This window comes from Cellulosimicrobium sp. 4261, from assembly GCF_040546915.1.
GTDB lineage: Bacteria > Actinomycetota > Actinomycetes > Actinomycetales > Cellulomonadaceae > Cellulosimicrobium > Cellulosimicrobium cinnabarinum.
The window spans coordinates 340378-365353 of the sequence record NZ_JBEPOQ010000005.1 but is presented as its reverse complement, the minus strand read 5'-3'; the positions used below and the strand labels follow the sequence as shown (position 1 = coordinate 365353).

Below are 24976 nucleotides of genomic sequence, written 5' to 3'. Positions count from 1 at the left end.
GCCGCACGACACCGGTAGGCGAGCACGACCCCGCTCCCCCACCAGAACGAGGTTGGTCCCGCTATCCGGTGGATAGCGGGACCAACCTCGTTCTCGGCGGCCGGCCAGGGCCACAAGCACGTCAGTCCGCGGTCACGAACAGGTGCCGCGCGACGTCGTCGGCCCCCAGGGGTCACCGAGCCCGCCGCCCTGCCGTGAACGCTGCCGCCCTACAGCAGGGCACCACACAGCCGCCAGGGCGTCGCGGGGACGCGCCGGCCACCCGTGCGTCCCGTCTCCTGCTCGCGCCGCGGCGACGCCCCGCGAACGACAGGACGGCCCGACCCCCGCGAGGGGATCGGGCCGTCCGGACGTCGTACGTCAGTGCGCGTGCTGGCCGCGCGAGAACTCGAAGACCCAGCCGACGAGGGCGACCGCGCTCAGCGCGAACCCGACGTAGACGAGCCACCAGCCGACCGCGAGGCCCAGGAAGACGACCGCCGCCGAGGCCGCGATCGCGAGCGGCCACCAGCTCCACGGCGCGTACACGCCCTGGTCACCGGCACCCTGCTCGATGAGGCCGTCCGGGTCGTCCTCCGGGCGGGCGTCGATCCGCTTCGCGGTGAGCGCCAGGTAGGCGCCGATCATGCCCGAGAGGCCCGCGGTCAGGAGGAGCGCGGCGCTGCCGACTGGCTCCCAGCCGCTCCAGAGCCCGTACACCACGCCGATGAGCGCGAAGAAGGGCGTCAGGAAGATGAACAGCTTGTACTCGACCTTCACTTGCCGGCCTCCTCGTCCGTGTCACCCGTCGTGCGCGGCTCGTCGATGATGACCGTCGACGTCGAGTCGCTGCCTGCCTGCTTGTCGCCGAGGCGGTCGAGCGCGACGCTCTTCTCACCGCGGCGGTCGGCCTCCCCGTAGACCTTCTCCAGGACGTTGGGGTTCGGCTCCGCGTGGTCCATCGCGGCGACCTCGGGGTGGTGCAGGTCGAACGCGGGCGACTCGGAGCGGATGCGCGGCAGCGACGTGAAGTTGTGCCGCGGCGGCGGGCAGGACGTGGCCCACTCGAGCGAGCGGCCGTAGCCCCACGGGTCGTCGACCTGGACCTTGGGCGCGTTGCGCCAGGTCGTGTAGACGTTCCAGAGGAACGGCAGCGTCGACGCCGCAAGGATGAACGCGCCGACCGTCGAGACCTGGTTCTCCCACGTGAAGCCGTCGGAGGGCGCGTAGTCCGCGTAGCGGCGCGGCATGCCCTCGACACCCAGCCAGTGCTGGATGAGGAACGTCATGTGGAAGCCGATGAAGAGCAGCCAGAAGTGGACCTTCCCGAGGCGCTCGTTGAGCATGCGCCCGGTGAACTTGGGCCACCAGAAGTAGAAGCCGGCGAACATCGCGAACACCACGGTGCCGAACACCACGTAGTGGAAGTGCGCCACCACGAAGTAGGAGTCGGACAGGTGGAAGTCGAGCGCCGGGCTGGACAGGATGACGCCCGTCAGACCGCCGAAGAGGAAGGTCACGAGGAACCCGATCGACCACAGCATCGGTGTCTCGAACGTCAGCTTCCCTCGCCAGAGTGTCCCGATCCAGTTGAAGAACTTCACACCGGTCGGCACGGCGATGAGCATCGTCATGAAGGCGAAGAACGGCAGGAGCACCGCACCGGTCACGTACATGTGGTGGGCCCACACGGTGACGGACAGCGCCGCGATCGCGATCGTCGCGTAGACGAGGCCCTTGTAGCCGAAGATCGGCTTGCGGGCGAACACCGGGAAGATCTCGGACACGATGCCGAAGAACGGCAGCGCGATGATGTAGACCTCAGGGTGCCCGAAGAACCAGAACAGGTGCTGCCAGAGGATGGCGCCCCCGTTCTCGGGGTTGAAGATCTGTGCACCGAGGCGCCGGTCGGCGCCGAGCGCGAAGAGCGCGGCGGCCAGGGGCGGGAACGCCATGAGCACGAGGAGGCTCGTGATGAGCGTGTTCCACGTGAAGATCGGCATGCGGAACATCGTCATGCCGGGCGCGCGCATCGTGATGATCGTCGTGATGAAGTTGACCGCACCGAGGATCGTGCCGAAACCGGCGAGCGCGAGCCCGAACACCCAGAGGTCTCCCCCGAGGCCTGGACTGAACGTCGTGTTCGACAACGGCGCGTAGGCGAACCACCCGAACGAGGCGGCGCCCTGCGGCGTGAAGAAGCCGGCCGAGGCGATCAGACCGCCGAAGAGGTAGAGCCAGTACGCGAACATGTTCAGTCGCGGGAACGCGACGTCCGGCGCACCGATCTGCAGCGGCATGATGACGTTCGCGAACCCGGCGAAGAGCGGTGTCGCGAACAGCAGCAGCATGATCGTGCCGTGCATCGTGAAGAGCTGGTTGTACTGCTCCTTGCTCTGCACGATCTGGATGCCGGGCTCGAAGAGCTCCGCACGGATCACGAGGGCCATGAGGCCGCCGATGCAGAAGAAGATGAACGACGTGATCAGGTACATGTACCCGATCGTCTTGTGGTCGGTGGACGTGACCCACTTGATCACGGTCCGCCCGAGGGTCTGACGCCGCGGCGCGAGACCGGGGATGACTTCGGCCTGCGCGACCATCAGTTCTCACCCTCCGTGGTAGCGGTGACAGGGTTCGGGTCCTGGAGACGGCTGAAGCCCTCCACCGGGATCTGGCCCTCCTGGCCCTTCTCGCGGAGCGCCTCCATCTGCGCGTCGAACTCGGCGCGGTCGACGATCTCGACGTTGAACAGCATCCCGGAGTGGTGCTCGCCGCAGAGCTCGGCGCACTTGCCGGCGTAGACGCCCTCGCGCTGCGGGGTGACCACGAACTCGTTCGTGCGGTGCGGGATCATGTCCAGCTTGTAGAGGAACGCGGGGATCCAGAAGGAGTGGATGACGTCGCGCGAGTCCAGGACGAAGCGGATGCTCTCGCCGGCGGGGAGGTAGAGCGTGGGCAGCGCCTCGGCCGTGCCGGGGGCGCCGTCGATCTCCGCGTCCACCGTCATGGTGCCACCGACGTCGGCGAGGTGCTGGCCGGTCTCGTAGACGTCCTCGTCGACGTAGTTGAAGTCCCAGCTCCACTGCTTGCCGATGACCTGGACGGTCATGTCGGACTCGACGTCCTTGTCCACGATCGCGCTCATGTCGCGGTCCGTGTAGAAGAACAGGACGAGGACCATGAGGATCGGCACGGCCGTGTACATGATCTCGAGCGGCAGGTGGTAGCGCGTCTGCACGGGGAGCTGGTGGTCGTCCTTGCGCTTGCGGTACGCGGCGACGCACCACAGCATCAGGCCCCACGTGATCACGCCGACGATGAGGGCCGCGATCCAGGAGCCGGTCCACAGCGACGTGATCCGGGCGGTCTGGTTGGTCACCTCCCCGTCCTCGTAACCGGGCAGGAACCCGCGCTGGACGGTGTCGGTGGCGCAGCCGGACGCCACCGCGGCGACGGCGACGGCGAGGGCCGTCGCCCGCAGGATGGTGCGCCGTGTGCGGCTAGGGGGTTGCGAGTGCAAGGGGGGCCTTTCACGTCACGTCCTGCCCGTGCCCGTCTTTACGAGCCCAGCACAGGACCTTCGTCCTCGACACACGAAGCCTAGCGCGGGATTCCGCCCTTCGTGGCCCGGAACGCGCTGCGGACGGGCGAGATGCGGCACACGTCGTGGCCGGTCAGCGGTGGGTTCGGCACACCCGTCCCGAGTCTGTCAGATCCTTGCCACACCACCGGGCCACCGGGCAGCGCGGTAGCGTGCCGGTGGGACCTTCGGACTCCCGGAGGCACCTCGTCGCGGGGCGCGCGAGCGCAACGATCCGACGCCGTGCGCCCGACCCCGACCGGCGCCCTGCGCTCGCTCGGGCCGCCCCGACCCGGACGTCCCCCCGCGCCGCGACGGCCCGCCCGCGCCCTGGAGGCCATGTGACACACACCACCCCCGATCACCGGGTGCTTCTCGACAACGGGGGCCACGCCCCCTGGCACCCGCTCGCGCGCGAGGCCTTCGACCGCGCGCTCGACGACGGCTGGGCCGACCCCCGTCGGCTCCACGCGGAGGGCAGGCGTGCGGCGGCGCTGCTCGACGGCGCCCGGGAGGCCGTCGCCGCCGCGCTCGGCGCGCGCACGGAGGAGGTCGTCTTCACCGCCAACCACACCGTCTCCCTGCACACGGCCGTCGCCGCGCTCGCCGGCGCGCGTCACCGCGCGGGGCGTCGGGTCGTCGTCGGCGCCGTCGAGCGTGCCGCCGTCCTGCACGCCGCGGAGCACGGTGGTCTGGAGCGGGAGGTCGTCGGGGTGGGCGGGTCCGGTCGCGTCGACGCCGCGAGGATGGCGGACGCCGTCGGCCGCCCCGGCGTGGCCCTCGCCGCGCTCCAGGCCGCCAACGGCGAGGTCGGGACCCGCCAGCCGGTCGCGGCCGTGCACGAGGCGGCGCGCCGGGCCGGGGTCCCGCTGCTCGTCGACGCGGGGGCCGCGCTGGGGCACGACGTCGTCCCCGAGACCTGGGACGCGCTCGCCGCCGACCCGGCCGACTGGGGCGGCGGGCCGGGCATCGGGGTCCTCGCCGTGCGCTCCCGCGTCCGGCGCCGCAGCCCCTTCCCGGAGGACGCGGACCCCTGGGCGCCCGGCGGGGTGTCCGTCCCGGCGGCGTTCGCGGCGGCCGTGTCGCTCCAGGCGGTGCTCGCCGACCGCGAGGCGCAGGACGCGCGACGTCGGGCGCTCGTCGACCGCGTACGGGCCCGGGTCGCCCGGATCCCCGACGTCGAGGTGGTCGGCGACCCCGACGACCGGCTCCCGCACGTCGCGACCTTCTCGTTCCTCTACGTGGACGGGGAGGCGCTGCTCACGGACCTGGACCGCCAGGGCGTCGCCGTGGGCTCCGGGTCGGCGTGCACGTCGAGCTCGCTCGAGCCCTCGCACGTGCTCGCGGCGATGGGCGTGCTCACGCACGGCAACGTGCGCGTCGCCCTGGACCGCTCGACGACGGAGGCGGACGTCGAGCGCCTGCTCGCCGCGCTGCCGGACGCCGTCGCGCGCGTGCGCGCGACGCTGGGGGTGCAGGGCCTGTGACCGGCGCTCCCCCGTCTGCCCCCTCGTCCGGCGCGGCCGACGACGTGGTCGACGCGCGCGGGCTGCGTTGCCCGCTCCCTGTGATCCGGCTCGCCGCGGCGGCGCGCGACCTCGCTCCAGGTCGGCGGCTCACGGTGTGGTCGACCGACCCGGCCGCCCGCCTCGACGTCCCCGCGTGGGCGCGGATGCGCGGGCACACGGTCGTGGGCGAGGAGCCGCTCCGCGGGCAGGATGACGCGGAGGCCTGGGCGATCACCGTCGAGCTCGGCGGCTGACCCGGAGCGAGCAGGTCGGGGCAGCACGACCCGTGGACGACGCGAGCCCGGCCACCCGCGGACGGGTGACCGGGCTCGTGCGGTCCGGTGGCGCGCCTACGGCACGCCGGACGGCTCAGCTGAAGGAGCCGCCGCAGGCGCAGGCGCTGCCCGCGTTGGGGTTGTCGATCGTGAAGCCCTGCTTCTCGATCGTGTCGGCGAAGTCGATCGTCGCGCCCTCGAGGTAGGGGACGCTCATCTTGTCGACCACGACCTCGACGCCGTCGTAGTCGCGCAGCGCGTCGCCGTCGAGCACGCGCTCGTCGAAGTAGAGCTGGTAGATCAGGCCGGAGCAGCCGCCGGGCTGCACCGCGACGCGCAGGCGCAGGTCGTCACGACCCTCCTGCTCGAGGAGCGTGCGGACCTTGTCCGCGGCCTCGTCGGTCAGGTTGACGCCGTGCGTGGCAATGTCGGTGGTCTCGCTCATCTCGTCTCCGCGCTGTCGGGGGCAGTGCTGCCCCGGTGGTGGCCGGCTTCTCGGATCTCTCGAGAGAGATCCCGTCAGGTCCTCAACACCACACGTGCCGGTGGTGTTCCCGAGTCTACGACCCCGCGCGGCACGAGGGTCGAACGGACCTCGGCGCACGGGGCGCGAGGGCGACGACGGAGGACCCATGGACCAGGCGGTGCACCTCGTGACGGTCGCGACGCGAGACCTCGACGCGGCCCGGCGCTTCTGCGGCGCGCTCGGCTGGGAGCCCCGGCTCGACGTGCCGGGCGAGATCGTGTTCTACCGGTCCGCGGCGGGCCAGCTCCTCGGTCTCTTCGACGCGGCGAGCTTCGCGCGGGACGCCGGGGCGGCCGGCGCGCCGCCCGCGACCACGGGCGTGACCCTGTCGCACAACGTCGGGTCGCGCGACGCCGTCGTCGAGCTGGTGGACGCGATGGTGGCCGCGGGCGGGACCGTCCGCAAGGAGCCGCAGGAGGGAGAGTTCGGGGGCGTCTTCCACGCCCACGTCGCCGACCCGAACGACCTCGTGTGGGAGATCGCGCACAACCCCGCGTGGTCCGTGCGCGCGGACGACGACGTCGACCTCGGCTGACGCGCCTCAGCCGCGCGACCACGTGCGCGCGACGCGCTCCACGAGGTCGCGCGGGTCGCCGTCGCCCCACGCGTACGTGCCGCTGATCCCCGCGGCCGCCTGCTCGCGCCGTCCGGCGACCACCTCGCGCGCCACCACGACGACGGGCAGCGCGTGACGGGCCGCGCGGGACGCGACCTCGTGCACCGTCCCGTCCCCCAGCTCGTGCGCCCCGAGCTCGTCCGCGAGCACGACGACGACGTCCGCGCCCACGAGACGGGCGTCGAGACCCAGGTCGTCGGCCACGACGCGCAGCGCGGGCACGAGCCGCCCGCCCAGCGCCGCGATCGCGTGGGCGAGCCCGCCCCCGCTCCCGGCACCCGGCAGCCCGGCGAGGCGACGGCCCGCCGCCGACGCGGTCAGGAGGTCGCGACCCGCGAACGCCCCGTCCACGGCGAGCGGTGCGTCCCCGTCCGCTCCGGACGCCACGCCGTGCGCGACGGCGCCCAGCGCGCGCTCGAGGTGCTGGGCCACCGCCGGGTCCACGCCCCGAGCCTCGAGCGCCGCACTCGCCCCGTGCAGCCCGAGCAGCGGCACGTCGGACGCGACCGCCGCGACGAGGTCGGTGCCGCCCAGCGCGTCGCGCGCCGTGCGCGCGAGGCCGGTCGGGACGGCGGCCTCGTCGTCACCGACCCGCTCCCCCGCCCCCGCGAGCGCCAGGAGCGCCCCGAGCCCGGCGTCGTGGCTCGTGCTGCCGCCGGTCGCGAGGACCACCCTCCCGGGAGACCCGTCGGGTCCGCGGGCGGCGTCGGACGCGAGCGCCAGCAGGTGCCCGACGGCGGCCGACGACCGGGCGGGCACCTCCGGCCCCGCCCCGGCGGCGAGCGCCTCGTTCGCCCCGGTCGCGGGAACCTGGGACGCGTCGACGTAGACCGTCCGGTGCGTGCCCGTCCCTCGCGCCGCCCGCGTCCGACGGCGGACGGCGACCGGGACGTCCGCCGCGTCGGGGCCGGGCACCACCCCGGCGAGGACCTCGGGCGCGACGAGCGCGAGGGCGTCGAGGAAGGCGGGGCCGGACGCCGCCAGCGCGACCGTCTCGACCTCGGCGAACGGCGACCACCAGCGCGCGACGTCGCCCAGCGTCGGGCCCGCGCCACGGGCGGGCGACGACGAGGTCCGCCCGACCGGCCAGGCGCCGTCGGGCACGGGCGGGACGGCGGACCCGGTCAGCAGCACGCGCATGCCCGGATTGTGCCAGCCCGGGAGCGGTCGGCGCGGTCCGGCGGGCCGCGTCGAGGGGCCGTGGGAGGGCCTCTCCGTCCACGCGGCGCTGTGCGACGATGGTCCCGTGAGCACCGGGAGCACCTTGCTGTCGTCCGTGGGCGGTCCGAGCACCGCACGCCAGGGCGGTTTCGTCGAGCCCAGCCCGTCCGCCCTGCTCCTGCTGGGGCAGGGTCGTGACCTCGCGTCCGAGCGGGGCGTCGAGTGCGTGGGCGACCTGCCCGCGCCGAGCGACCCCGACCTCGTGGAGCGCGCCCGCGTGGCGCGCGCCGCGCTGGGCGAGCGGGCGTTCGTCCTGGGCCACCACTACCAGCGCGACGAGGTCATCGACTTCGCCGACGTGACGGGTGACTCCTTCAAGCTCGCGCGCGAGGCCGCCGCCCGCCCCGAGGCGGAGTTCATCCTCTTCTGCGGCGTGCACTTCATGGCCGAGAGCGCGGACATCCTCACGTCCGACGCGCAGCAGGTCGTGCTGCCGGACCTCGCGGCGGGCTGCTCGATGGCGGACATGGCGGCGATCGACCAGGTCGAGGACGCCTGGGACGTGCTGCAGGAGGTCGGCATCGCCGACTCGACGACCCCCGTGACCTACATGAACTCCTCCGCGGCGATCAAGGCGTTCACGGGCCGCCACGGCGGCACGGTGTGCACGTCGTCGAACGCGGAGGTCGCGCTGCGCTGGGCGTTCGACCAGGTGGGCGGCGTGGACGGCACGGGCAAGGTCCTGTTCCTCCCCGACCAGCACCTGGGTCGCAACACCGCGGTGCTCAAGCTCGCGATGTCGCTCGACGACTGCGTCGTGTTCGACCCGCGCAAGCCGAACGGCGGTCTCACCGACGCCGAGCTGCGCGACGCGCGCATGATCCTGTGGCGCGGGCACTGCTCGGTCCACGGGCGGTTCTCGGCGAAGAACGTCGAGGACGTCCGCGCGGCCGTCCCGGGCGTCAACGTGCTGGTCCACCCGGAGTGCAAGAACGAGGTCGTCACGGCGGCGGACTTCGTCGGGTCGACGGAGTACATCATCAAGATGCTCGACGCCGCCGAGCCGGGCTCGGCGTGGGCGATCGGGACCGAGCTCAACCTCGTGCGCCGCGTCGCGCGGGCCCACCCGGACAAGCAGGTGCACTACCTCGACTCGACGGTGTGCTTCTGCTCGACGATGAACCGCATCGACCTGCCGCACCTGGTGTGGGCGATGGAGTCGCTCGTCGCGGGGCGCGTGGTGAACCGGATCGTCGTGGACGCCGACGACGCGCACTGGGCGCGCGTCGCGCTCGACCAGATGCTCGCCCTGCCGGGCCTCTAGGCGCACGGGCAGGAGCCGTCGGGGCCCGCGGGACGCCGGGCCGCACGCGGAGGTGGCCATGGGTACGGGCAACGGGACGAACGTCGGGATCTTCGTCTTCGACGAGGCCGAGGAGCTCGACGTCGCCGGGCCGTTCGAGGTGCTGTCGGCCTGGGCCGAGCACTCCGTGCTCAAGCCCCAGGTGTCGACGTTCTCGTGGGACGGCGGCGGCGTGCGGCTCGCGAAGGGCCTGCGCCTGCTCCCCGACCGCTCGGCGGACGACGTCGGCCCCCTCCACCTGCTCGTGTACCCGGGTGGCCGCGGGACGCGCCCGCTGCTCGCCGACCGCGCGCACCTCGAGTGGCTGCGCGCGATGCGGGCGCGCACCCCGGTGATCGCGAGCGTCTGCACGGGCTCGCTCGTCCTCGCCGCCGCGGGGCTCCTCGCGGGCAGGCCCGCGACGACGCACTGGGCGCACTACGACGAGCTCGCACGGATCGACCCGAGCGTCGTGGTCGACACGGAGGCGCGCTACGTGGACGACGGCGACGTGGTCACGTCCGCTGGTGTGTCCGCCGGGATCGACATGGCGCTGCACCTCGTCGCTCGCCTGGAGAGCCCCGACGTCGCGCGCGCCGTGCGGCGCGGGATCCAGTACGACCCCGACCCGCCGGTCTGAGCGGTCAGCCGGCCTGAGCGGGCCGAGCGCTCAGCGCCGCGCGTAGCGGCCGGTGCGGTGCGCCCAGACGTCGAAGAGGACGGTGCAGAACGGCGGGACGGTCGCGGCGAGCGCGAGGAAGGTCGTCCAGAGCGACCAGCGGACGCGCACGGCCACGAGCACGGCGAGCGCGACGTACACGAGCACGAGCGCACCGTGGACCGGACCGAAGATCTCCACGCCGCGCTCGGTCGTCCCGGCGACCCACTTGAGGTACATGCCGACGAGCAGGCCGGCCCAGGAGAACGCCTCGGCGATCGCGACCGCGCGGAACGCGCGGACCTGCCACGGGTGCAGGGCGGGCGACCCGGTGTCGGCGGTGGCGGTGGCGGTGGCGGTGGGGCGAGGGGCGGGGCTCGTCGTCGTCACGGCGCGCATCCTCGCACACCGACCTGGAGGGGCGTCCCCCGCCGTCGTCGCCGGATACCCGATACCGCTGGTGCGGGGTAGTAGCCTGCCCCGGTGACCCGCCAGATCCAGCTCCTCGTCGCCAGCACGATGCCGCGCAAGGCCGTGCCGGGCCGCGGCGTCCTCGAGCCGTCCGTCACCCGCATGCGCGTGCGCCCGGGCGACCTCGACTTCTACCTGCACGTCAACAACGGCGTGTACCTCCAGATGATGGACGTCGCACGCAGCAACTTCATCGCCGACCTCGGCGGGTTCCCGCTGCTCAAGGACAAGGGCTGGTACCCCGTCGTCGCGGCGTCGACCATGAAGTACCGCCGCTCGCTGCAGCTCGGGGACCGCTTCGAGATCACGACGCGCGTGCTCGGGTGGGACGAGCGCGTCGTGTACCTCGAGCAGGTGTTCTCCCGCCGCGGGGACCTCTGCGCCCGCGGCCTCGTCGCCGGGCGCTTCCTCGCGCGCGGGTCGGGCGACCGGATCGCCGCGCCCGTCGTCGTCGGGCTCCTGGGCGGCGGCGTCGCCGCCCCCGAGCTCCCGGACGACGTCGCGCGGTGGGCCCGGGCGGTCGACGTCGCGCACCGCGGCTGACACCCGGGGCGCCCTGTACCGAGCGCGGGCCGGGTGCTTCGATGGGTCGGTGACCGCCGACCGAGAGCACGACCACCCAGCGGCCGACCCGTTCGACGCGACCATGGTCCCGGCCCTGCCCTGCCAGGACATCGACGAGCTGCGCGACTTCTGGACCGCGCTGGGCTTCGACGTCACCTACCGCCAGCTCCGGCCCAACCCCTACCTCGCGGTGCGACGCGGCGGCGTCGACATCCACTACTTCGGGCTCGACGGGCTCGCGCCGCAGGACAGCTACAGCACGTGCATCGTCGTCGTGGACGACACGGCCCCGGTCTTCGAGGCGTTGGCCGCGGGGCTCCGCGCCCGCTACGGACGGCTGCCGCTCACCGGCTTCCCGCGCATCACCCGTCCGCGGCGGCGCGCGAACGCGGGCGGCACGACCGGCTTCAGCCTCGTCGACCCGGCGGGCAACTGGGTCCGGGTCATGCGACGCTCCCCCGCTGCGGACGCCTCCACGGACACCTCGACGGGCGCCGCGGGCGACTCCTCTGCCGGCGCCTACGCCGCACGCCCCGAGGGACGGCTCGCCCGGGCGCTGGACGACGCCGTCGTGCAGGCCGACTCGCACGGCGACCCCGCCCAGGCCCGCAAGATCCTCGCGGGGGCGCTCCGGCGCGCCAGGGAGGACGGCGGCGGAGCCGACCGGGTGCGGGCCCTCGCCTACCTCGCCGAGCTCGCCGCGCGCACGGACGACGCCGCCGCGGCGCGCACGTACCTCGACGGCCTCGACGCGCTCGCAGGCACCCTCGACCCGGAGGTGCGCGACGCCGTCGGTCCCGCGCTCGCCGAGGCGGCCGACGTGCGGGCGGCGCTCCCCGGCTGACCGGGGAACGCCGCCGCGCGGAGCCGGACGTCGCGGGTCAGGCGACCGCGCCGCCGAGCCGCGCGAGCAGGAGCGCCTCGGCGAGCACCACCTTCTCCAGCTCGCCGAGGTGGACGGACTCGTTCGCGCCGTGCGCGCGCGAGTCCGGGTCCTCGACGCCCGTGACCAGGATCGCCGCGTCGGGGAAGACCTCGAGCAGGTCGGCGATGAACGGGATCGACCCGCCGATGCCGATGTCGACCGGGTCGGTGCCCCACGACGTCGCGAACGCCCACCGCGCGGCGCGCATCGCCTCGGAGTCCGCCGGGGCGAGGAACGGCTTGCCCTGCTCCCCGTCGCGCACGGTCACGCGCGCGCCGAACGGCGCGTGCGACTCGAGGTGCGTGCGCAGCGCCGCCATCGCGGCCGCCGGGTCCTGGCCGGGCGCGAGCCGGACCGAGAGCTTCGCGGTCGCGCGTGGCGTGAGGGTGTTCGACGCGTGCGCGACGCTCGGCGCGTCGAGCCCGATGACGGCGATCGCCGGCTTGGTCCACAGCCGGCCGGCGATGCTGCCCTCGCCCGCGAGGACGGTCCCGTCGAGCAGCGACGAGTCGGCGCGGAAGTCGGCCTCCGCGTAGTCCACGGTCGGCTCGTCCGCCGCGGCCAGCCCGGGCACGGCGACGTTGCCGGCGTCGTCGTGCAGGGTCGTGATCAGCCGCGCGAGCAGCGTCACGGCGTCGAGCACGGGCCCGCCGAACATGCCCGAGTGCACCGCGTGGTCGAGCACCGCGACCTCGACCTCGCAGTCCACGAGCCCGCGCAGCGACGTCGTGAGCGCCGGGACGCCGATCTTCCAGTTCGAGGAGTCGGCGACGACGATGACGTCGGCCGCGAGCAGGTCGCGGTGCTGCGTGAGGAACGGCAGGAACGTCGGCGAGCCGATCTCCTCCTCGCCCTCGACGAACACCGTCACCCCGACGGGGAGGTCGCCGATCTCCAGGAGGGCACGCAGGGCGCCGAGGTGGGCCACGACGCCCGCCTTGTCGTCGGCCGCGCCGCGGCCGTAGAGACGGCCGTCGCGCTCGGTGGGCTCGAACGGGTCGGTCTCCCACGTGCCCGCGTCGCCCGGGGGCTGGACGTCGTGGTGCGCGTACAGCAGGACGGTCGGCGCACCGTCGGGCGCCGGGCGGCGCGCGACGACGGCGGGCGCACCCTCGGTGCCGTCCTCGGCCCGGGCGCGCAGCACCTGCACCTCGGGCAGGCCGGCGTCCCGAAGGAGCGCGGCCACGGCGTCGGCGCTGGCGGCGACGTGCGCCTGGTCGAACGCGGCGTTCGAGACGCTCGGCACGCGCACGAGCGACTCCAGGTCGGCGCGCAGCGCGGGGAAGAGCCGGGCGACGGTCTCGCGGAGCGTGGTCGCGAGGGCGGTGCCGGGTGCGGGGGCGGTGGGTTCGGGTGAGTTCGTCACGACCAGCACCGTACGACACCGTGCGGCCCCGGACCCGCGCCCGGGCACCCCGTCGGCTCGACTACCCTGGAGGGGTGTTCTCCCGCAACAAGGCCGCCGCGACCCCCGCCGCCCCCGACCCCGTCGAGGAGGCGGCCGAGATCGAGCGCGCCGGCAAGGGCCGCCCGACGCCCAAGCGCAAGGTCTCCGAGGCCGCGAACAAGCGTCCCCTCGTGCCGAACGACCGCCGCGCCGCCGCGAAGTCCGCGCGGGAGAAGCAGCGTGAGATGCGCGACCGCCAGTACCAGGCCATGCAGACCGGCGACGAGCGCTACCTGCCGCCGCGCGACAAGGGCCCGGTCAAGCGCTACGTGCGCGAGTACGTCGACGCCCGCTGGAACCTCGGTGAGTTCTTCCTTCCCGTCGCCCTCGTCTTCATCGTGTTCTCGTTCCTCACGGCGCAGAACCAGGAGCTCGCGTTCCTCACGGTCATGACGCTGTACGTCATCGTCCTGCTGACCGTCGTCGACGGCTTCATCATGTGGCGCCGCCTGCGCAAGCGCCTCCTCGCGAAGTTCGGCGACATCCCCAAGGGCACGGTCATGTACGCGGTCATGCGGGCGTTCCAGCTCCGCCGCGCGCGCCTGCCCAAGCCGACGCACAAGAAGCACGGCGTCTTCCCCGAGTGACGACGGCGCCCGGCGCCGCGAGCGGCCGGGCCCGCGGCTAGGTTAGGTCCATGCCCACCTACCGCTACCTCGGCAACTCGGGTCTCAAGATCTCCGAGATCACCTACGGCAACTGGCTCACCCACGGCTCCCAGGTCGAGAACGACGTCGCGACGGCGTGCGTGCACGCTGCGCTCGACGCCGGCATCTCGACGTTCGACACCGCGGACGTCTACGCCAACACGAAGGCCGAGCAGGTGCTCGGCGACGCCCTCAAGGGCCAGCGACGCGAGTCGCTGGAGATCTTCACGAAGGTCTACTGGCCGACCGGCCCCGGCGGCCCCAACGACACCGGCCTGTCGCGCAAGCACGTCATGGAGTCGATCAACGGCTCCCTGCAGCGGCTCGGGACCGACTACGTCGACCTCTACCAGGCGCACCGGTACGACACCGAGACGCCGCTCGAGGAGACGATGCAGGCGTTCGCCGACATCGTGCGCCAGGGCAAGGCCCTGTACATCGGCGTCTCCGAGTGGACGGCGGACCAGATCCGCGCGGGCCACGCGCTCGCACAGGACCTCGGGTTCCAGCTCATCTCCTCCCAGCCGCAGTACTCCATGCTCTGGCGCGTCATCGAGGACGAGGTCGTGCCGACGTCGCGCGAGCTCGGGCTCTCGCAGATCGTGTGGTCGCCCATGGCGCAGGGCGTGCTGTCCGGGAAGTACCTCCCCGGCCAGCCGCTGCCCGCGGGGTCGCGCGCGACGGACGACAAGGGTGGCGCGCGGATGATCCAGCGCTTCCTCACCGACGACGTGCTCACCCGCGTGCAGAACCTGCGGCCCGTCGCGGACGAGCTGGGCCTGAGCATGGCGCAGCTCGCGATCGCGTGGGTGCTGCAGAACGACAACGTCGCCGCGGCGCTCGTCGGGGCCTCGCGCCCCGAGCAGGTCGCGGAGAACGTCAAGGCGTCGGGCGTCACGATCCCGGCCGAGCTCATGACCCGCATCGACGAGATCCTCGGGGGCACCGTCGAGCGCGACCCGGGCAAGACGGCGGAGAACGCCCCGCAGGGCCGCGTCGCCTGACGGACGACACCGCACGCGACGACGGCCCCGGCAGCGCGCCGGGGCCGTCGTCGTCTCCTCACCGGCCGGACGCGGGCATGCCTCCCTCGTCCGGCCGGGGGCCTGCGGTCGCGGGGACGGGCTCCCGCGACGCCGTCGCGACGTCCGACGCCGCCCCGGCGGCCGCGCCCTCGAGACCGTCCGTGCGCGCGGGCTCTCCGACGGGCGTGCGCCCGGCCGCCGGGGCGACGAGCCCGCGCGGCGCGAACCACCGCGCCGTGAGCTGCACGATCGGCCCGACGGCGAGCGCGTAGGCGACGGTCGCCCAGCCGAGCGTGCCGCCGAGCGCCCAGCCCAGCGTCACGACGACGACCTCGAGGAGGGTCCGCACGAGCCGCACCGACCAGCCGGTGCGCGCCACCAGGCCGGTCATGAGTCCGTCGCGGGGTCCCGGGCCGAGCCGCACTCCCAGGTAGGCCGCCGTCGCGAGGCCGTTGAGCACGATGCCCCCGACGGCCAGCGCCACGCTCGCGGCGACGCCCGGGTCGGGCACGAGGCGCGTGACGAGCGCGATCGCCGGGTCGATCGTCAGCGTGATGACGACGACGTTCGCCACCGTGCCGATCCCGGGCCGCTGCCGGAGCGGGATCCAGGCGAGCAGGGCCAGCACGCTCAGCGACCCGACGACGACGCCGAACGGGAGCCCCGTGCGGCGGACGACGCCCTGGTGCAGCACGTCCCACGGCATCCCGCCCTGGCCGGCGTGGATCAGCATCGCCATCGACAGCGCGTAGCCGAGCAGGCCGAGGAGAAGCTGGACGGTGCGACGGGTGGGGCTCATGGGTGTCATCCTGAGCGCCAAGTGGCATCGACATCCATAGCCAATCGCGAGAGAGTGGCCTCATGAGCCTCGCTCCGGCCGCGACGGTCGACGTCCACCGCCACCTGTCCCCCGCTGCCGCCGCCCGGCTGCTCGGCCGGTGGCACGCGGGCGGCCCCGCGTACACCGCCCTCGCCGACGCGCTGCGGGCCGCGGTCCTGGCCGGAACCCTCGCGCCGCACACGCGCCTGCCGTCGGAGCGCGACCTCGCGGCGGCCCTCGGTGTCTCGCGCACCACGACCGCTGCCGCCTACGGGCGCCTGCGCGAGCTCGGGTTCGCGCGCTCGCGCACGGGCTCGGGCACCGTCGTCGTGCTCCCCCGGCCGGGCGCGCGTCGGCCCGCCGACCGCGCGGTCGGCGGGGACGCCCCGCCCGGGCCGGCGCCACGCACCGCGCCGATCGACCTCGCCGACCTGTCGCAGGCCACCTCCGCGGCCCCGAGCGGGCTGCACGCCGCCTACTCGCGCGCGCTGGAGCGGCTCCCCGAGTACCTGTCCGGCGGTGGCTACGAGCCGTACGGCCTCGGCGTGCTGCGCGAGGCCCTCGCCGACCACCACACGCGCCGCGGCACGCCCACCACGCCCGACGAGGTGCTCGTCACCACGGGCGCCCAGCACGCCATCACCACGCTCGCCGACACCCTCCTCGGGGCGGGAGACCGCGCCGTCGTGCAGTCGCCCACGTACTACCACGCGATGGAGTCGCTGCGACGGGCGGGCGCGCGGCTGGTGCCCGTCCCCGTGGGCCGGGGCGACCGCGGGGCGCGAGGCGGCCGCGACCACGACGCGCCGGGGTTCGACGTCGACCTGTTCGACTCGACGCTGCGCCAGGTCGCACCGCGCCTCGTCTACCTCGTGCCGGACTTCCACAACCCGACCGCCTACACCCTCACGCCCGAGGAGCGGGCGGGCGTGCGCGACGCCGCGGCGCGGCACCGGGTCACCGTGGTCGGCGACGAGACGCTCACCGACCTCGACCTCGACGGCGACCCGGACGCCACCGGACCCGTCGTGGAGCCGCTCGCGGGCGACGGCACCTCGCCGTACGTCGTCACGGTCGGGTCGGCGTCGAAGTCGTTCTGGGGCGGGCTGCGGGTCGGCTGGGTGCGCGCCCACCCGGACCTCGTCGCACGCCTCGCGCGCACGCGCCAGTCCGCCGACATCGCCACCGCGGTGCTGGAGCAGCTCACCGTCGTCGAGCTGCTCGATGACGCGGGCACCGTGCTCGCCGAACGCCGTCGGACGCTCCGCGCGCAGCGCGACCTGCTGTGCGGCCTGCTCGCGCGGGCGCTGCCGCAGTGGCGCGTGGACGTGCCCGAGGGCGGGCTCTCGCTGTGGGTGGACCTGGGGGCACCGGTCGCGCAGGCGCTCGCCGCCGCCGCGGCGGCCGAGGGGGTGCTCGTCAACGCCGGTCCGACCTTCACGCCCGACGGCAGCGCGGCCGACCGGCTGCGGCTGACCTTCTCCCGACCGCCCGAGCAGCTGGAGCACGCCGTGGCACGGCTCTCCGCGGCGTGGGCCCGCGTCGCGGGCTGACGGACGCTGCGCGCCTGGGGTCAGGCGGCCGGCGACCCGGTCAGGGGACGCGCAGCTCCACCGTCGCGGTCGCCTGGCTCCCGTCGTGCAGGAGCCGTGCGGCGGCGGCACCCTCCGCGGCGAGGCTCCGCCACGTCTCGCCGAGCCACTGCTCGGCGTCGTACTGCGTGGTGAAGACGGGGCTCACCGGAGCCGCGAGGGCGCGCCCCTCGGCGTCGTCGAGCTCCCAGACCCACTGCGGCCGGATCATCGTGCCTCCTTCGCGTCGGCGCCCCGCACGTGCGCGCCCGGCTCCGGGTACCGCGCGAGCGAGCGGTTGATCCGCGCCGCCCACAACGGTCCCTGGTAGAGGAACCCGGTGTACCCCTGCACGAGGTCCGCGCCCGCGTGCAGGTAGTCGCGCGCGTCGTGCGCGGTGGTGATCCCCCCGACGCCGATGATCGCGCGCTGCGGCCCCAGCCGCTCGCGCAGGCGCGCGACGACGGCCAGGCCGCGCGCGCGGACGGGCGGACCCGAGAGGCCGCCGGGGCCGCGGTCGTGACCGATGGTCGTGTTCACGGCGACGACGCCGTCGAGGTCGAGCTCGTCCACGAGGTCGGCGACGGCGTCGACGTCCTCGTCCGCGAGGTCCGGGGCGATCTTCACGAGCAGCGGCACCCGGTCGACGCCCGCGTCCGCGGTGGCCGCGTCGGCCGCCTCGCGCACCGCCACGAGGATCGGCCGCAGCGACTCGACCTCCTGGAGGTCGCGCAGGCCCGGGGTGTTCGGGGACGACACGTTCACCACGAGGTAGTCCGCGTACGGCGCGAGCAGGCCCGCGCTCGTCGCGTAGTCCGCGGCCGCCTCCTCGGCGGGCGTGACCTTCGTCTTGCCGATGTTCGCCCCCACGAGCACGGCCCGCCCGCCCCGCGTCGAGCGCAGGGCCGCGAGCCGGCGCGCGGCCGCCTCGGCGCCCTCGTTGTTGAACCCCATGCGGTTGCGCACGCCCTGGACGTCGAGCTCGCGCCACAGGCGCGGCCGCTCGTTGCCGGGCTGGGGGTGCGCCGTCACGGTGCCGATCTCGACGAACGCGAAGCCGAGCATCGTCAGCCCGCGCACCGCCCGGGCGTCCTTGTCGAAGCCGCCCGCGAGCCCGAACGGCGCCGGGAAGACCTTGCCGAGCACCTCGACGCTCCCCCGGCCCCCCGCCGCGCGACCCAGGTAGGGCGCGAGCGCACCCTGGACGACGTCGCGCAGGACGGGGACGCGTCCGGCGAGCCCGATGAGGTCGAACGCCACGTGGTGGGCCCGCTCGGGGTCCATCCGACGGAACACGGTGTCGAAGAGGAGTCCGTAGAGGAGCGGGCGGCGGCGGGTCATGCGGCGTCCTCCGGGGCGTCGGTGACAGGGGTGCGGGTGGTGGGGGGCGGGGTCGCCCCGGCGGGGCCGGCGGGCCGGGTGCGCCAGAGCCACCAGAGCCCGACGAACGGCAGCACGAGCGGGACGTAGCCGTAGCCCTGGCCGAAGCCCGACCAGACGGTCGCGCGCGGGAAGGCCTCCGGGTCGGCGAGCGAGAACGCGCCCACGGTCAGGACGCCGACGAGCTCGACGCCCACGGCGAGCCACGCGACGCGGCGCGCGACCCGGCCGCCGCGCGCGAGGGCGATCGTCGCGACGACGTAGACCGCCGCCGCGAGCGCCGACAGCGCGTAGGCGAGCGGCGCCTCGTGCCAGTCGCGCAGGAGCTGGACCCCGGCACGGGCCGTCGCGGCGAGCGCGAAGATCCCGTAGACGGCGACGAGCACCCGGCCGAAGCCCGCGTTGGTGCGGCGCCGTCCCGACGGCGCGGCCGGGCGCCCGCTCCCTGCAGGCGTCGCCGACGGGTCCGACGCGTCGGGGGCGGCGGGTGCGCTCATGGCGAGGACCTCCAGGTCAGGCGTTCCAGATCTGCCACAGACGCCACTCGAGGAACGCGACCGTGAGCGCGGCGACCGCGAGCACGACGGAGCTCCAGCGCGAGCGCTCCGCGAAGGCCCACAGCGCGGCGACGGGCAGGATGACGAGTGCGGTCACGAGGTAGCCCCACAGCAGGACCGGGTCGCTGGGCGCCGTCCCCGTCGCGCCGAGCACGCCGAGCACGACCGCCTGCACGAGGATCAGTCCCTCGATCACCGCGGCACCCCAGAGCTGGCGGAGGATCACCGCGCGGTCGCGTGCGACGAACACGACCGCCCAGCCGGCGAGCACGACGCACGCCGCGACCACGAGGAGCAGGAGGGGGAGGACCACGCCGCCGAGCGTACCGGGGGCGGTGGGCGGCGCGGGAATCGTCCACAGCCCCGGCGGACCCGGCGGGCGGCCGGGGATAGCATCGCGGGGTGGCTGAACTGACCGTCTCCAGCAAGAATCCCGCCGGTGCCAAGGTCGACGCGCTCGTCGTCGGCACCCACACGACGTCCGACGGCGTCGCGATCGTCGGGGGCGACCTGCCCCGCCCGGTGGTCGCCGCCCTCGAGGACCTCGCACCCGCGCTCGGTATCACGGGCGCCGCCGACGAGGTCCGCAAGGTCCCCGCCGGTCCCGACCTCACGGCGGGCGTGCTCGTGCTCGTGGGCCTCGGCGCCCGCCGGGCCGATGGCACGTTCGGCGCCGAGGCGCTGCGCCGTGCGGCGGGGGCCGCGCTGCGCGCGCTCGCCGGCACCACGTCGGTCGCCGTCGCGCTGCCCGTCGAGGACGACGCCCAGCTCGCCGCCGTGGCCGAGGGAGCGCTCCTGGGCACGTACACGTTCGCGCGCTACCGCACGGGCGAGGCCGCGACGTCGGCCGGGAGCCGTTCGCCCGCGACCGTCGAGATCCTCGCGGCGAACGCGCGCAGCGCCGCGGCGAAGGCCGCCGTCGAGCGCGCGACCGTCGTCGCCGCCGCGGTCAACGCGACGCGCGACCTCGTCAACGCGGCGCCCAACGACCTGTACCCGGCCGCGTTCGCCGACGTCGCGAAGCAGGCCGTCAAGGAGTCCGGTGCCAAGGGCCTCAAGGTCACGGTGCTCGACGACAAGGCGCTCGCCGCGGGCGGGTACGGCGGCCTGGTCGGCGTCGGTCAGGGCTCGGCGCGCGGCCCGCGTCTGGTCAAGGTCGCCTACACGCCGTCGCGCCCCGCGGCGAAGGTCGCGCTCGTCGGCAAGGGCATCACGTTCGACTCTGGCGGCATCTCCATCAAGCCCGCGAAGGGCATGGAGGCGATGAAGTCCGACATGGCCGGTGCCGCCGCGGTGCTCCAGACCGTCGTCGCGGCCGCGCGCCTGGGCCTGCCCGTGGCCGTCACGGGCTGGCTGTGCCTCGCGGAGAACATGCCGTCCGGCACCGCGCAGCGACCGTCCGACGTCATCACGATCCGTGGCGGCAAGACGGTCGAGGTGCTCAACACCGACGCCGAGGGCCGCCTCGTCATGGCCGACGGCCTCGTCGCCGCGGTCGAGGAGAAGCCCGACGTCGTGCTCGACGTCGCGACGCTCACCGGCGCCCAGATGGTCGCGCTCGGCAACCGCGTCTCCGCGGTCATGGGCGCGGACGACGTGCGCGCAGAGGTCGTCGCGGCGGCCGACGCCGCGGGCGAGCAGTTCTGGCCGATGCCGCTGCCCGAGGAGCTGGGCGCGTCGCTGAAGTCGAAGGTCGCGGACCTCGCCAACATCGGCGACCGGTTCGGCGGGATGCTCGTCGCCGGGCTGTTCCTCCAGGAGTTCGTCGGCGAGACCCCGTGGGCCCACCTCGACATCGCCGGCCCGGCGTTCAACGAGGGCTCCGCGCACGGGTACACGCCGGTCGGCGGCACGGGTGTCGCCGTCCGCACGCTGCTCGGCCTGGTCGAGGGCCGCGCCCGCCGCTGACCCCTCCGCCGAGCAGGTGGTCCTGGTGCCTCCGGGCGACCGGACGGACCACGACCGCCTGCTCGGCCCGGCGGCGCCGTCCGGTCAGGAGCTCCGGCGCTGCCGCTGGCGCGAGTTCCAGTCCCGCATGCGCTGCGGGTACCCGGTGAAGCGCACGTTGTAGACCGGGACGCCCAGGGAGCCGGCGACGTCGAACGCCGTGCGCTCGTCCGGGACGCGCCGACGCGTCCACTCCCCGGTCGTCGCGATGAGCAGGAGCGTCGCGCCCGTGTCCGGCGTGGGCGGCTCGACGTACGCCTCGACCCCGACGCGCGTGCGCACGAACTCCTGGAGGTGCGCGAGCGTCGCGCGGCGCGCGTCCGACGGCGCGGCCGTGCCACCCCCCGACGACGAGGTCGTCGCGGGACGGCGGGAGAACAGGCTGGACAGCTTGGGCAGCCGGGGCACAGCGGCAGGGTACAGCGTGACCCTGGTCATACGGTGGGCGCGCTGTCTCCATCGTCACAGCCGCACGGCCCGGGTTTCGATTGGGGAGCCCGTCCCCGAGGTGCCAAGATGGCTCCCGGAGAACGTTCACGCACCGTGGGTCAGCGGTTCCCGTCCGGCCCGCCGTCGTGCCGTGGACGCCCGCTCTCGCTCTCCCCTCGCTGAAGGAGTCGCACGTGGCCGAACCCGGCACACCATTCGACGTCGTCGTCCTGGGCGGAGGCAGCGCCGGCTACGCCACCGCGCTGCGTGCCGCCCAGCTCGGTCTCGACGTCGCGCTCGTCGAGTCGGGCCGGCTCGGCGGCACCTGCCTGCACAACGGGTGCATCCCGACGAAGGCGCTGCTCCACGCGGCCGAGCTCGCCGACGGCGCCCGCGAGGGCGCGAAGTTCGGCGTGCGCAGCACGCTCGAGGGCATCGACATGGCGGGGGTCAACGCGTACAAGGACGGCGTCGTCGCCGGCCTGTACAAGGGCCTGCAGGGACTCGTCTCCTCGCGCGGCATCACGTTCGTCGAGGGCCACGGGCGCCTCGTGTCGCAGGACACCGTCGAGGTCGACGGCACCCGCTACACCGGACGCCACGTCGTGCTCGCCACCGGCTCGTACGCGCGGTCGCTGCCCGGTCTCGAGATCGGGGGCCGGGTCGTCACGTCCGACCAGGCGCTGCGGCTCGACCGCGTCCCGAAGTCGGTCGTCGTGCTCGGCGGCGGTGTCATCGGCGTCGAGTTCGCGAGCGTGTGGAAGTCGTTCGGTGCCGACGTCCAGATCGTCGAGGCGCTGCCCCACCTCGTGCCGAACGAGGACGTGGCGCTGTCGAAGGCGCTCGAGCGCGCGTTCCGCAAGCGAGGCATCGCGTTCTCGCTCGGCGACCGGTTCGCGGGCGTCAAGGAGACCGACTCCGGGGTCACCGTCACGCTCGAGTCCGGCAAGACGTTCGAGGCCGAGCTGCTGCTCGTCGCCGTCGGGCGCGGCCCGCGCACCGCGGACCTCGGGTTCGAGGAGCAGGGCCTCACGCTCGACCGCGGCTTCGTGATCGTGGACGAGCGCCTGCACACGGGCGTCGGCAACATCTGGGCCGCGGGCGACATCGTCCCCGGCCTCCAGCTCGCCCACCGCGGCTTCGCGCAGGGCATCTTCCTCGCGGAGCAGATCGCGGGCCTCGACCCGACGCCGATCGTCGAGTCGTCGATCCCGCGCGTCACGTACTGCGAGCCCGAGGTCGCGTCCGTCGGCGTCACCGAGGCCGACGCGGCGGAGACGTGGGGGGCCGACCAGGTCGAGTCCCTCGAGTACAACCTCGCCGGCAACGGCAAGAGCAAGATCCTCGGGACGAGCGGCTTCGTCAAGCTCGTGCGCCGCAAGGACGGTCCCGTCGTCGGCGTGCACATGATCGGTGCCCGCGTCGGCGAGCTCGTCGGCGAGGGCCAGCTCATCGTGGGCTGGGAGGCGTACCCCGAGGACGTCGCCGCCCTGGTCCACGCCCACCCCACCCAGAACGAGGCACTCGGAGAGGCGCACCTGGCCCTGGCCGGCAAGCCTCTGCACGCCCACAACTGACCCCAACGATCGAAGGAGACCAGGCAGGTCATGTCTGAGAACGTGCAGATGCCGGCCCTCGGCGAGTCCGTCACCGAAGGCACCGTCACCCGTTGGCTCAAGTCGGTCGGCGACACCGTCGCCGTCGACGAGCCGCTGCTCGAGGTCTCGACCGACAAGGTCGACACCGAGATCCCGTCGCCCGTCGCGGGCACGCTCGAGCAGATCCTCGTCCAGGAGGACGAGACCGTCGAGGTCGGCGCGAACCTCGCCGTGATCGGCGACGGCTCGGGCGGTGGCGGCTCCGCGCCCGCCCCCGCCGAGACCGAGACCGAGGCTCCGGCCCCGCAGGCCGAGCCGGAGCCCGAGCAGCCCGCCGCCCAGGAGGCGCCCGCCGCCCAGGCCCCGGCCGAGCAGCCCGCGTCGTCCGGCGGCTCCGCCGGTGGCGGCGAGGAGATCAAGCTCCCGGCGCTCGGCGAGTCCGTCACGGAGGGCACCGTCACGCGGTGGCTCAAGTCGGTCGGCGACACCGTCGAGGTCGACGAGCCGCTGCTCGAGGTCTCGACCGACAAGGTCGACACCGAGGTCCCGTCGCCCGTCGCGGGCACCGTCCAGCAGATCCTCGTCCAGGAGGACGAGACGGTCGAGGTCGGCGCCGTGCTCGCGATCGTCGGCTCCGGTGCCGCCCCGGCCGCGGCCCCCGCCGCTCCGGCCGAGCAGCCCGCGCAGGAGGCTCCGAAGCAGGAGGCGCCGAAGCAGGAGGAGGCGCCGACCGAGGCGCGCACCCCGGCGAGCGAGGCGGACGTCCCCGCGCAGGCCGCGCAGGAGGAGACGCCCGCCCCGTCGACGAGCGCCCCCGCCACCGAGAAGCCGGCCGCGCCGTCGGCTCCGGGTGCGACCCCGGCCCCGGCCGCCAAGGCCGGTGGCACCTACCTCACGCCGCTCGTGCGCAAGCTCGCCGCGGACAAGGGCGTCGACCTCTCGTCCCTCACGGGCACGGGCGTCGGCGGACGCATCCGCAAGGAGGACGTGCTCGAGGCAGCCCGCAAGGCCGAGGAGGCCAAGGCGGCGCCCGCCGCTGCCGCCCCCGCCGCCCCCGCAGCCGGTGGCGCTCCGAAGAAGGCATCGGTCCCGGCGGTCTCCCCGCTGCGCGGCACGACCGAGAAGACGAGCCGCCTGCGCAAGCTCGTCGCGAGCCGCATGGTCGAGGCGCTGAGCACGCAGGCCCAGCTCACGACGGCGGTCGAGGTCGACGTCACGCGCGTCGCGGCCCTGCGCAACCGCGCCAAGGCGGACTTCAAGGCGCGCGAGGGTGCGAACCTCACGTTCCTGCCGTTCTTCACGCTCGCCGCGGTCGAGGCGCTCAAGGCCTACCCGAAGATCAACGCGACCTTCGCCGAGGACGAGATCACGTACCACGGCCAGGAGAACGTGGGCATCGCGGTCGACACCGAGCGCGGCCTCGTCGTCCCCGTCATCAAGGACGCGGGCGACCTCAACCTCGCCGGCATCGCGCGCAAGATCGCCGACCTCGGCGCGCGCACCCGGGCCAACAAGGTCGGCCCGGACGAGCTCGCGGGCGCGACGTTCACGATCACCAACACCGGCTCGGGCGGCGCCGTCTTCGACACGCCGATCGTCCCGGTGGGTCAGGTCGCGATCCTCGGCACGGGCACGATCACGAAGCGCCCCGTCGTCGTGACGGACGTGGACGGGAACGACACGATCGGCATCCGCTCGACGTGCTTCATCTTCCTGTCCTACGACCACCGCCTGGTCGACGGTGCGGACGCCGCGCGCTTCCTCACCACCATCAAGAACCGCATCGAGGAGGGCGCGTTCGAGGCCGAGGTCGGCCTCTGACGGACCCGCTCCGCGGCACCAGCCGCGCACGGCGCCGGACTGCTCCGACGCCACGCTGACGAGGGCCCCGACCGCGCACCGGTCGGGGCCCTCGCGCGTCCCTCCGTCCGCGCCGCGGGCGCGCCC

At 74.3% G+C, this 24976-nt stretch carries 26 protein-coding genes; 13 read left to right on the top strand and 13 right to left on the bottom strand.

The genetic code is table 11. The features are described from left to right. Nucleotides 1-360: 360 nt before the first annotated feature. Genes ABIE39_RS09670 through ctaC form a run of 3 tightly spaced genes read right to left on the bottom strand, consistent with a single transcriptional unit; the run spans nucleotide 361 to nucleotide 3502 of the window. Nucleotides 361-759: a cytochrome c oxidase subunit 4 gene (locus tag ABIE39_RS09670; RefSeq protein WP_074809483.1), complete on the bottom strand. Its 399-nt coding sequence runs from the start codon at nucleotides 757-759 to the stop codon at nucleotides 361-363. Continuing rightward, nucleotides 756-2582 (bottom strand): aa3-type cytochrome oxidase subunit I, encoded by a 1827-nt coding sequence (ctaD, locus tag ABIE39_RS09665; RefSeq protein ID WP_175008439.1) that lies wholly within the window; start codon nucleotides 2580-2582, stop codon nucleotides 756-758. The genes ABIE39_RS09670 and ctaD overlap by 4 nt, the downstream gene beginning before the upstream one ends. Beyond that, a complete protein-coding gene (gene ctaC / locus ABIE39_RS09660; RefSeq protein ID WP_074809487.1) occupies nucleotides 2582-3502 on the bottom strand; it encodes an aa3-type cytochrome oxidase subunit II in 921 nt (306 codons plus the stop codon). The genes ctaD and ctaC overlap by 1 nt, the downstream gene beginning before the upstream one ends. Nucleotides 3503-3930: 428 nt before the next feature. Between ctaC and ABIE39_RS09655 the strand changes: the two genes are divergently transcribed. Together ABIE39_RS09655 and ABIE39_RS09650 are read left to right on the top strand one after the other, a co-directional pair. Further along, nucleotides 3931-5049 carry a cysteine desulfurase family protein gene (locus tag ABIE39_RS09655; RefSeq protein WP_354051516.1) on the top strand — a complete coding sequence of 373 codons (1119 nt, stop codon included), beginning with the start codon at nucleotides 3931-3933 and terminating at the stop codon, nucleotides 5047-5049. After that, nucleotides 5046-5324 carry a sulfurtransferase TusA family protein gene (locus ABIE39_RS09650; protein ID WP_175008437.1) on the top strand — a complete coding sequence of 93 codons (279 nt, stop codon included), beginning with the start codon at nucleotides 5046-5048 and terminating at the stop codon, nucleotides 5322-5324. The genes ABIE39_RS09655 and ABIE39_RS09650 overlap by 4 nt, the downstream gene beginning before the upstream one ends. Nucleotides 5325-5439: 115 nt before the next feature. Here the strand turns inward: ABIE39_RS09650 and erpA are convergent, their stop codons facing one another. Next, nucleotides 5440-5790 carry an iron-sulfur cluster insertion protein ErpA gene (erpA, locus tag ABIE39_RS09645; RefSeq protein WP_043658948.1) on the bottom strand — a complete coding sequence of 117 codons (351 nt, stop codon included), beginning with the start codon at nucleotides 5788-5790 and terminating at the stop codon, nucleotides 5440-5442. Nucleotides 5791-5977: 187 nt separating this feature from the next. Between erpA and ABIE39_RS09640 the strand changes: the two genes are divergently transcribed. Then, nucleotides 5978-6406, top strand: a complete 429-nt coding sequence (locus ABIE39_RS09640) for a VOC family protein (RefSeq protein WP_354051515.1) — start codon at nucleotides 5978-5980, stop codon at nucleotides 6404-6406. Between the two features lie 6 nt (nucleotides 6407-6412). Here ABIE39_RS09640 and ABIE39_RS09635 read toward each other — a convergent pair whose 3' ends face one another. Further along, nucleotides 6413-7627 (bottom strand): glycerate kinase, encoded by a 1215-nt coding sequence (locus tag ABIE39_RS09635; protein WP_175008435.1) that lies wholly within the window; start codon nucleotides 7625-7627, stop codon nucleotides 6413-6415. Nucleotides 7628-7763: 136 nt separating this feature from the next. Between ABIE39_RS09635 and nadA the strand changes: the two genes are divergently transcribed. Together nadA and ABIE39_RS09625 are read left to right on the top strand one after the other, a co-directional pair. After that, a complete protein-coding gene (gene nadA, locus ABIE39_RS09630; RefSeq protein WP_175008469.1) occupies nucleotides 7764-8972 on the top strand; it encodes a quinolinate synthase NadA in 1209 nt (402 codons plus the stop codon). A 58-nt stretch (nucleotides 8973-9030) separates the two neighbouring features. Next, complete coding sequence (locus tag ABIE39_RS09625) at nucleotides 9031-9630, top strand: DJ-1/PfpI family protein (protein ID WP_175008434.1); 600 nt, start codon at nucleotides 9031-9033, stop codon at nucleotides 9628-9630. 30 nt (nucleotides 9631-9660) lie between these two features. Here ABIE39_RS09625 and ABIE39_RS09620 read toward each other — a convergent pair whose 3' ends face one another. Further along, entirely contained in the window at nucleotides 9661-10038 is a 378-nt protein-coding gene (locus ABIE39_RS09620; RefSeq protein WP_354051513.1) for a DUF3817 domain-containing protein, read from the bottom strand. 93 nt (nucleotides 10039-10131) lie between these two features. Here ABIE39_RS09620 and ABIE39_RS09615 point away from each other — a divergent pair, with 93 nt between their 5' ends. Together ABIE39_RS09615 and ABIE39_RS09610 are read left to right on the top strand one after the other, a co-directional pair. Next, a complete protein-coding gene (locus ABIE39_RS09615) occupies nucleotides 10132-10662 on the top strand; it encodes an acyl-CoA thioesterase (RefSeq protein WP_354051511.1) in 531 nt (176 codons plus the stop codon). Nucleotides 10663-10711: 49 nt separating this feature from the next. Further along, the gene (locus tag ABIE39_RS09610) at nucleotides 10712-11527 is read left to right on the top strand and encodes a DUF8817 family protein (protein ID WP_209829634.1); all 816 of its coding nucleotides are present in this window, start codon (nucleotides 10712-10714) and stop codon (nucleotides 11525-11527) included. A gap of 37 nt (nucleotides 11528-11564) precedes the next feature. On the opposite strand, the gene ABIE39_RS09605 is transcribed toward ABIE39_RS09610, so the two are convergent. Then, the gene (locus ABIE39_RS09605) at nucleotides 11565-12974 is read right to left on the bottom strand and encodes a M20/M25/M40 family metallo-hydrolase (RefSeq protein ID WP_175008432.1); all 1410 of its coding nucleotides are present in this window, start codon (nucleotides 12972-12974) and stop codon (nucleotides 11565-11567) included. A 74-nt stretch (nucleotides 12975-13048) separates the two neighbouring features. Here ABIE39_RS09605 and ABIE39_RS09600 point away from each other — a divergent pair, with 74 nt between their 5' ends. Next, on the top strand, nucleotides 13049-13642 hold the full coding sequence (locus tag ABIE39_RS09600; RefSeq protein ID WP_074809513.1) for a DUF3043 domain-containing protein: 594 nt from the start codon (nucleotides 13049-13051) through the stop codon (nucleotides 13640-13642). Nucleotides 13643-13692: 50 nt separating this feature from the next. Next, nucleotides 13693-14706, top strand: a complete 1014-nt coding sequence (locus ABIE39_RS09595; protein WP_354051508.1) for an aldo/keto reductase family protein — start codon at nucleotides 13693-13695, stop codon at nucleotides 14704-14706. A gap of 58 nt (nucleotides 14707-14764) precedes the next feature. Here ABIE39_RS09595 and yczE read toward each other — a convergent pair whose 3' ends face one another. After that, nucleotides 14765-15526 (bottom strand): membrane protein YczE, encoded by a 762-nt coding sequence (yczE, locus tag ABIE39_RS09590; RefSeq protein WP_354051507.1) that lies wholly within the window; start codon nucleotides 15524-15526, stop codon nucleotides 14765-14767. A 62-nt stretch (nucleotides 15527-15588) separates the two neighbouring features. On the opposite strand from yczE, the gene yczR reads away from it, so the two are divergent. Beyond that, on the top strand, nucleotides 15589-17100 hold the full coding sequence (gene yczR / locus ABIE39_RS09585) for a MocR-like transcription factor YczR (RefSeq protein WP_354051505.1): 1512 nt from the start codon (nucleotides 15589-15591) through the stop codon (nucleotides 17098-17100). 40 nt (nucleotides 17101-17140) lie between these two features. Here yczR and ABIE39_RS09580 read toward each other — a convergent pair whose 3' ends face one another. The 4 genes from ABIE39_RS09580 to ABIE39_RS09565 are packed head-to-tail and all read right to left on the bottom strand — an operon-like array spanning nucleotide 17141 to nucleotide 19368. After that, a complete protein-coding gene (locus tag ABIE39_RS09580; protein WP_034652937.1) occupies nucleotides 17141-17350 on the bottom strand; it encodes a hypothetical protein in 210 nt (69 codons plus the stop codon). Next, nucleotides 17347-18459 (bottom strand): quinone-dependent dihydroorotate dehydrogenase, encoded by a 1113-nt coding sequence (locus ABIE39_RS09575; RefSeq protein ID WP_175008428.1) that lies wholly within the window; start codon nucleotides 18457-18459, stop codon nucleotides 17347-17349. Before ABIE39_RS09575 ends, ABIE39_RS09580 begins: the two co-directional genes overlap by 4 nt. Beyond that, on the bottom strand, nucleotides 18456-18995 hold the full coding sequence (locus tag ABIE39_RS09570; RefSeq protein WP_354051503.1) for a hypothetical protein: 540 nt from the start codon (nucleotides 18993-18995) through the stop codon (nucleotides 18456-18458). The genes ABIE39_RS09575 and ABIE39_RS09570 overlap by 4 nt, the downstream gene beginning before the upstream one ends. A gap of 16 nt (nucleotides 18996-19011) precedes the next feature. Further along, entirely contained in the window at nucleotides 19012-19368 is a 357-nt protein-coding gene (locus ABIE39_RS09565) for a hypothetical protein (protein ID WP_175008427.1), read from the bottom strand. An 89-nt stretch (nucleotides 19369-19457) separates the two neighbouring features. Here ABIE39_RS09565 and ABIE39_RS09560 point away from each other — a divergent pair, with 89 nt between their 5' ends. Beyond that, nucleotides 19458-20963 carry a leucyl aminopeptidase gene (locus ABIE39_RS09560; protein ID WP_175008426.1) on the top strand — a complete coding sequence of 502 codons (1506 nt, stop codon included), beginning with the start codon at nucleotides 19458-19460 and terminating at the stop codon, nucleotides 20961-20963. An 84-nt stretch (nucleotides 20964-21047) separates the two neighbouring features. On the opposite strand, the gene ABIE39_RS09555 is transcribed toward ABIE39_RS09560, so the two are convergent. Beyond that, complete coding sequence (locus tag ABIE39_RS09555; protein WP_425458041.1) at nucleotides 21048-21401, bottom strand: oxidoreductase; 354 nt, start codon at nucleotides 21399-21401, stop codon at nucleotides 21048-21050. Nucleotides 21402-21625: 224 nt separating this feature from the next. On the opposite strand from ABIE39_RS09555, the gene lpdA reads away from it, so the two are divergent. Beyond that, the gene (lpdA, locus tag ABIE39_RS09550; RefSeq protein WP_074809532.1) at nucleotides 21626-23008 is read left to right on the top strand and encodes a dihydrolipoyl dehydrogenase; all 1383 of its coding nucleotides are present in this window, start codon (nucleotides 21626-21628) and stop codon (nucleotides 23006-23008) included. 30 nt (nucleotides 23009-23038) lie between these two features. Then, entirely contained in the window at nucleotides 23039-24850 is a 1812-nt protein-coding gene (gene sucB, locus ABIE39_RS09545) for a 2-oxoglutarate dehydrogenase, E2 component, dihydrolipoamide succinyltransferase (protein WP_354051500.1), read from the top strand. The last annotated feature ends 126 nt before the right edge of the window (nucleotides 24851-24976 follow it).

Bases quoted from the DNA above. Each gene is read 5' to 3' on its own strand.
- ABIE39_RS09580 (WP_034652937.1), bottom strand. From the start codon at position 17,350: ATGATCCGGCCGCAGTGGGTCTGGGAGCTCGACGACGCCGAGGGGCGC.
- ABIE39_RS09575 (WP_175008428.1), bottom strand. From the start codon at position 18,459: ATGACCCGCCGCCGCCCGCTCCTCTACGGACTCCTCTTCGACACCGTG.
- ctaD (WP_175008439.1), bottom strand. From the start codon at position 2,582: ATGGTCGCGCAGGCCGAAGTCATCCCCGGTCTCGCGCCGCGGCGTCAG.
- ABIE39_RS09595 (WP_354051508.1), top strand. From the start codon at position 13,693: ATGCCCACCTACCGCTACCTCGGCAACTCGGGTCTCAAGATCTCCGAG.
- ABIE39_RS09625 (WP_175008434.1), top strand. From the start codon at position 9,031: ATGGGTACGGGCAACGGGACGAACGTCGGGATCTTCGTCTTCGACGAG.
- sucB (WP_354051500.1), top strand. From the start codon at position 23,039: ATGTCTGAGAACGTGCAGATGCCGGCCCTCGGCGAGTCCGTCACCGAA.
- ABIE39_RS09635 (WP_175008435.1), bottom strand. From the start codon at position 7,627: ATGCGCGTGCTGCTGACCGGGTCCGCCGTCCCGCCCGTGCCCGACGGC.
- yczR (WP_354051505.1), top strand. From the start codon at position 15,589: ATGAGCCTCGCTCCGGCCGCGACGGTCGACGTCCACCGCCACCTGTCC.
- ABIE39_RS09640 (WP_354051515.1), top strand. From the start codon at position 5,978: ATGGACCAGGCGGTGCACCTCGTGACGGTCGCGACGCGAGACCTCGAC.
- erpA (WP_043658948.1), bottom strand. From the start codon at position 5,790: ATGAGCGAGACCACCGACATTGCCACGCACGGCGTCAACCTGACCGAC.
- ABIE39_RS09570 (WP_354051503.1), bottom strand. From the start codon at position 18,995: ATGAGCGCACCCGCCGCCCCCGACGCGTCGGACCCGTCGGCGACGCCT.
- yczE (WP_354051507.1), bottom strand. From the start codon at position 15,526: ATGAGCCCCACCCGTCGCACCGTCCAGCTTCTCCTCGGCCTGCTCGGC.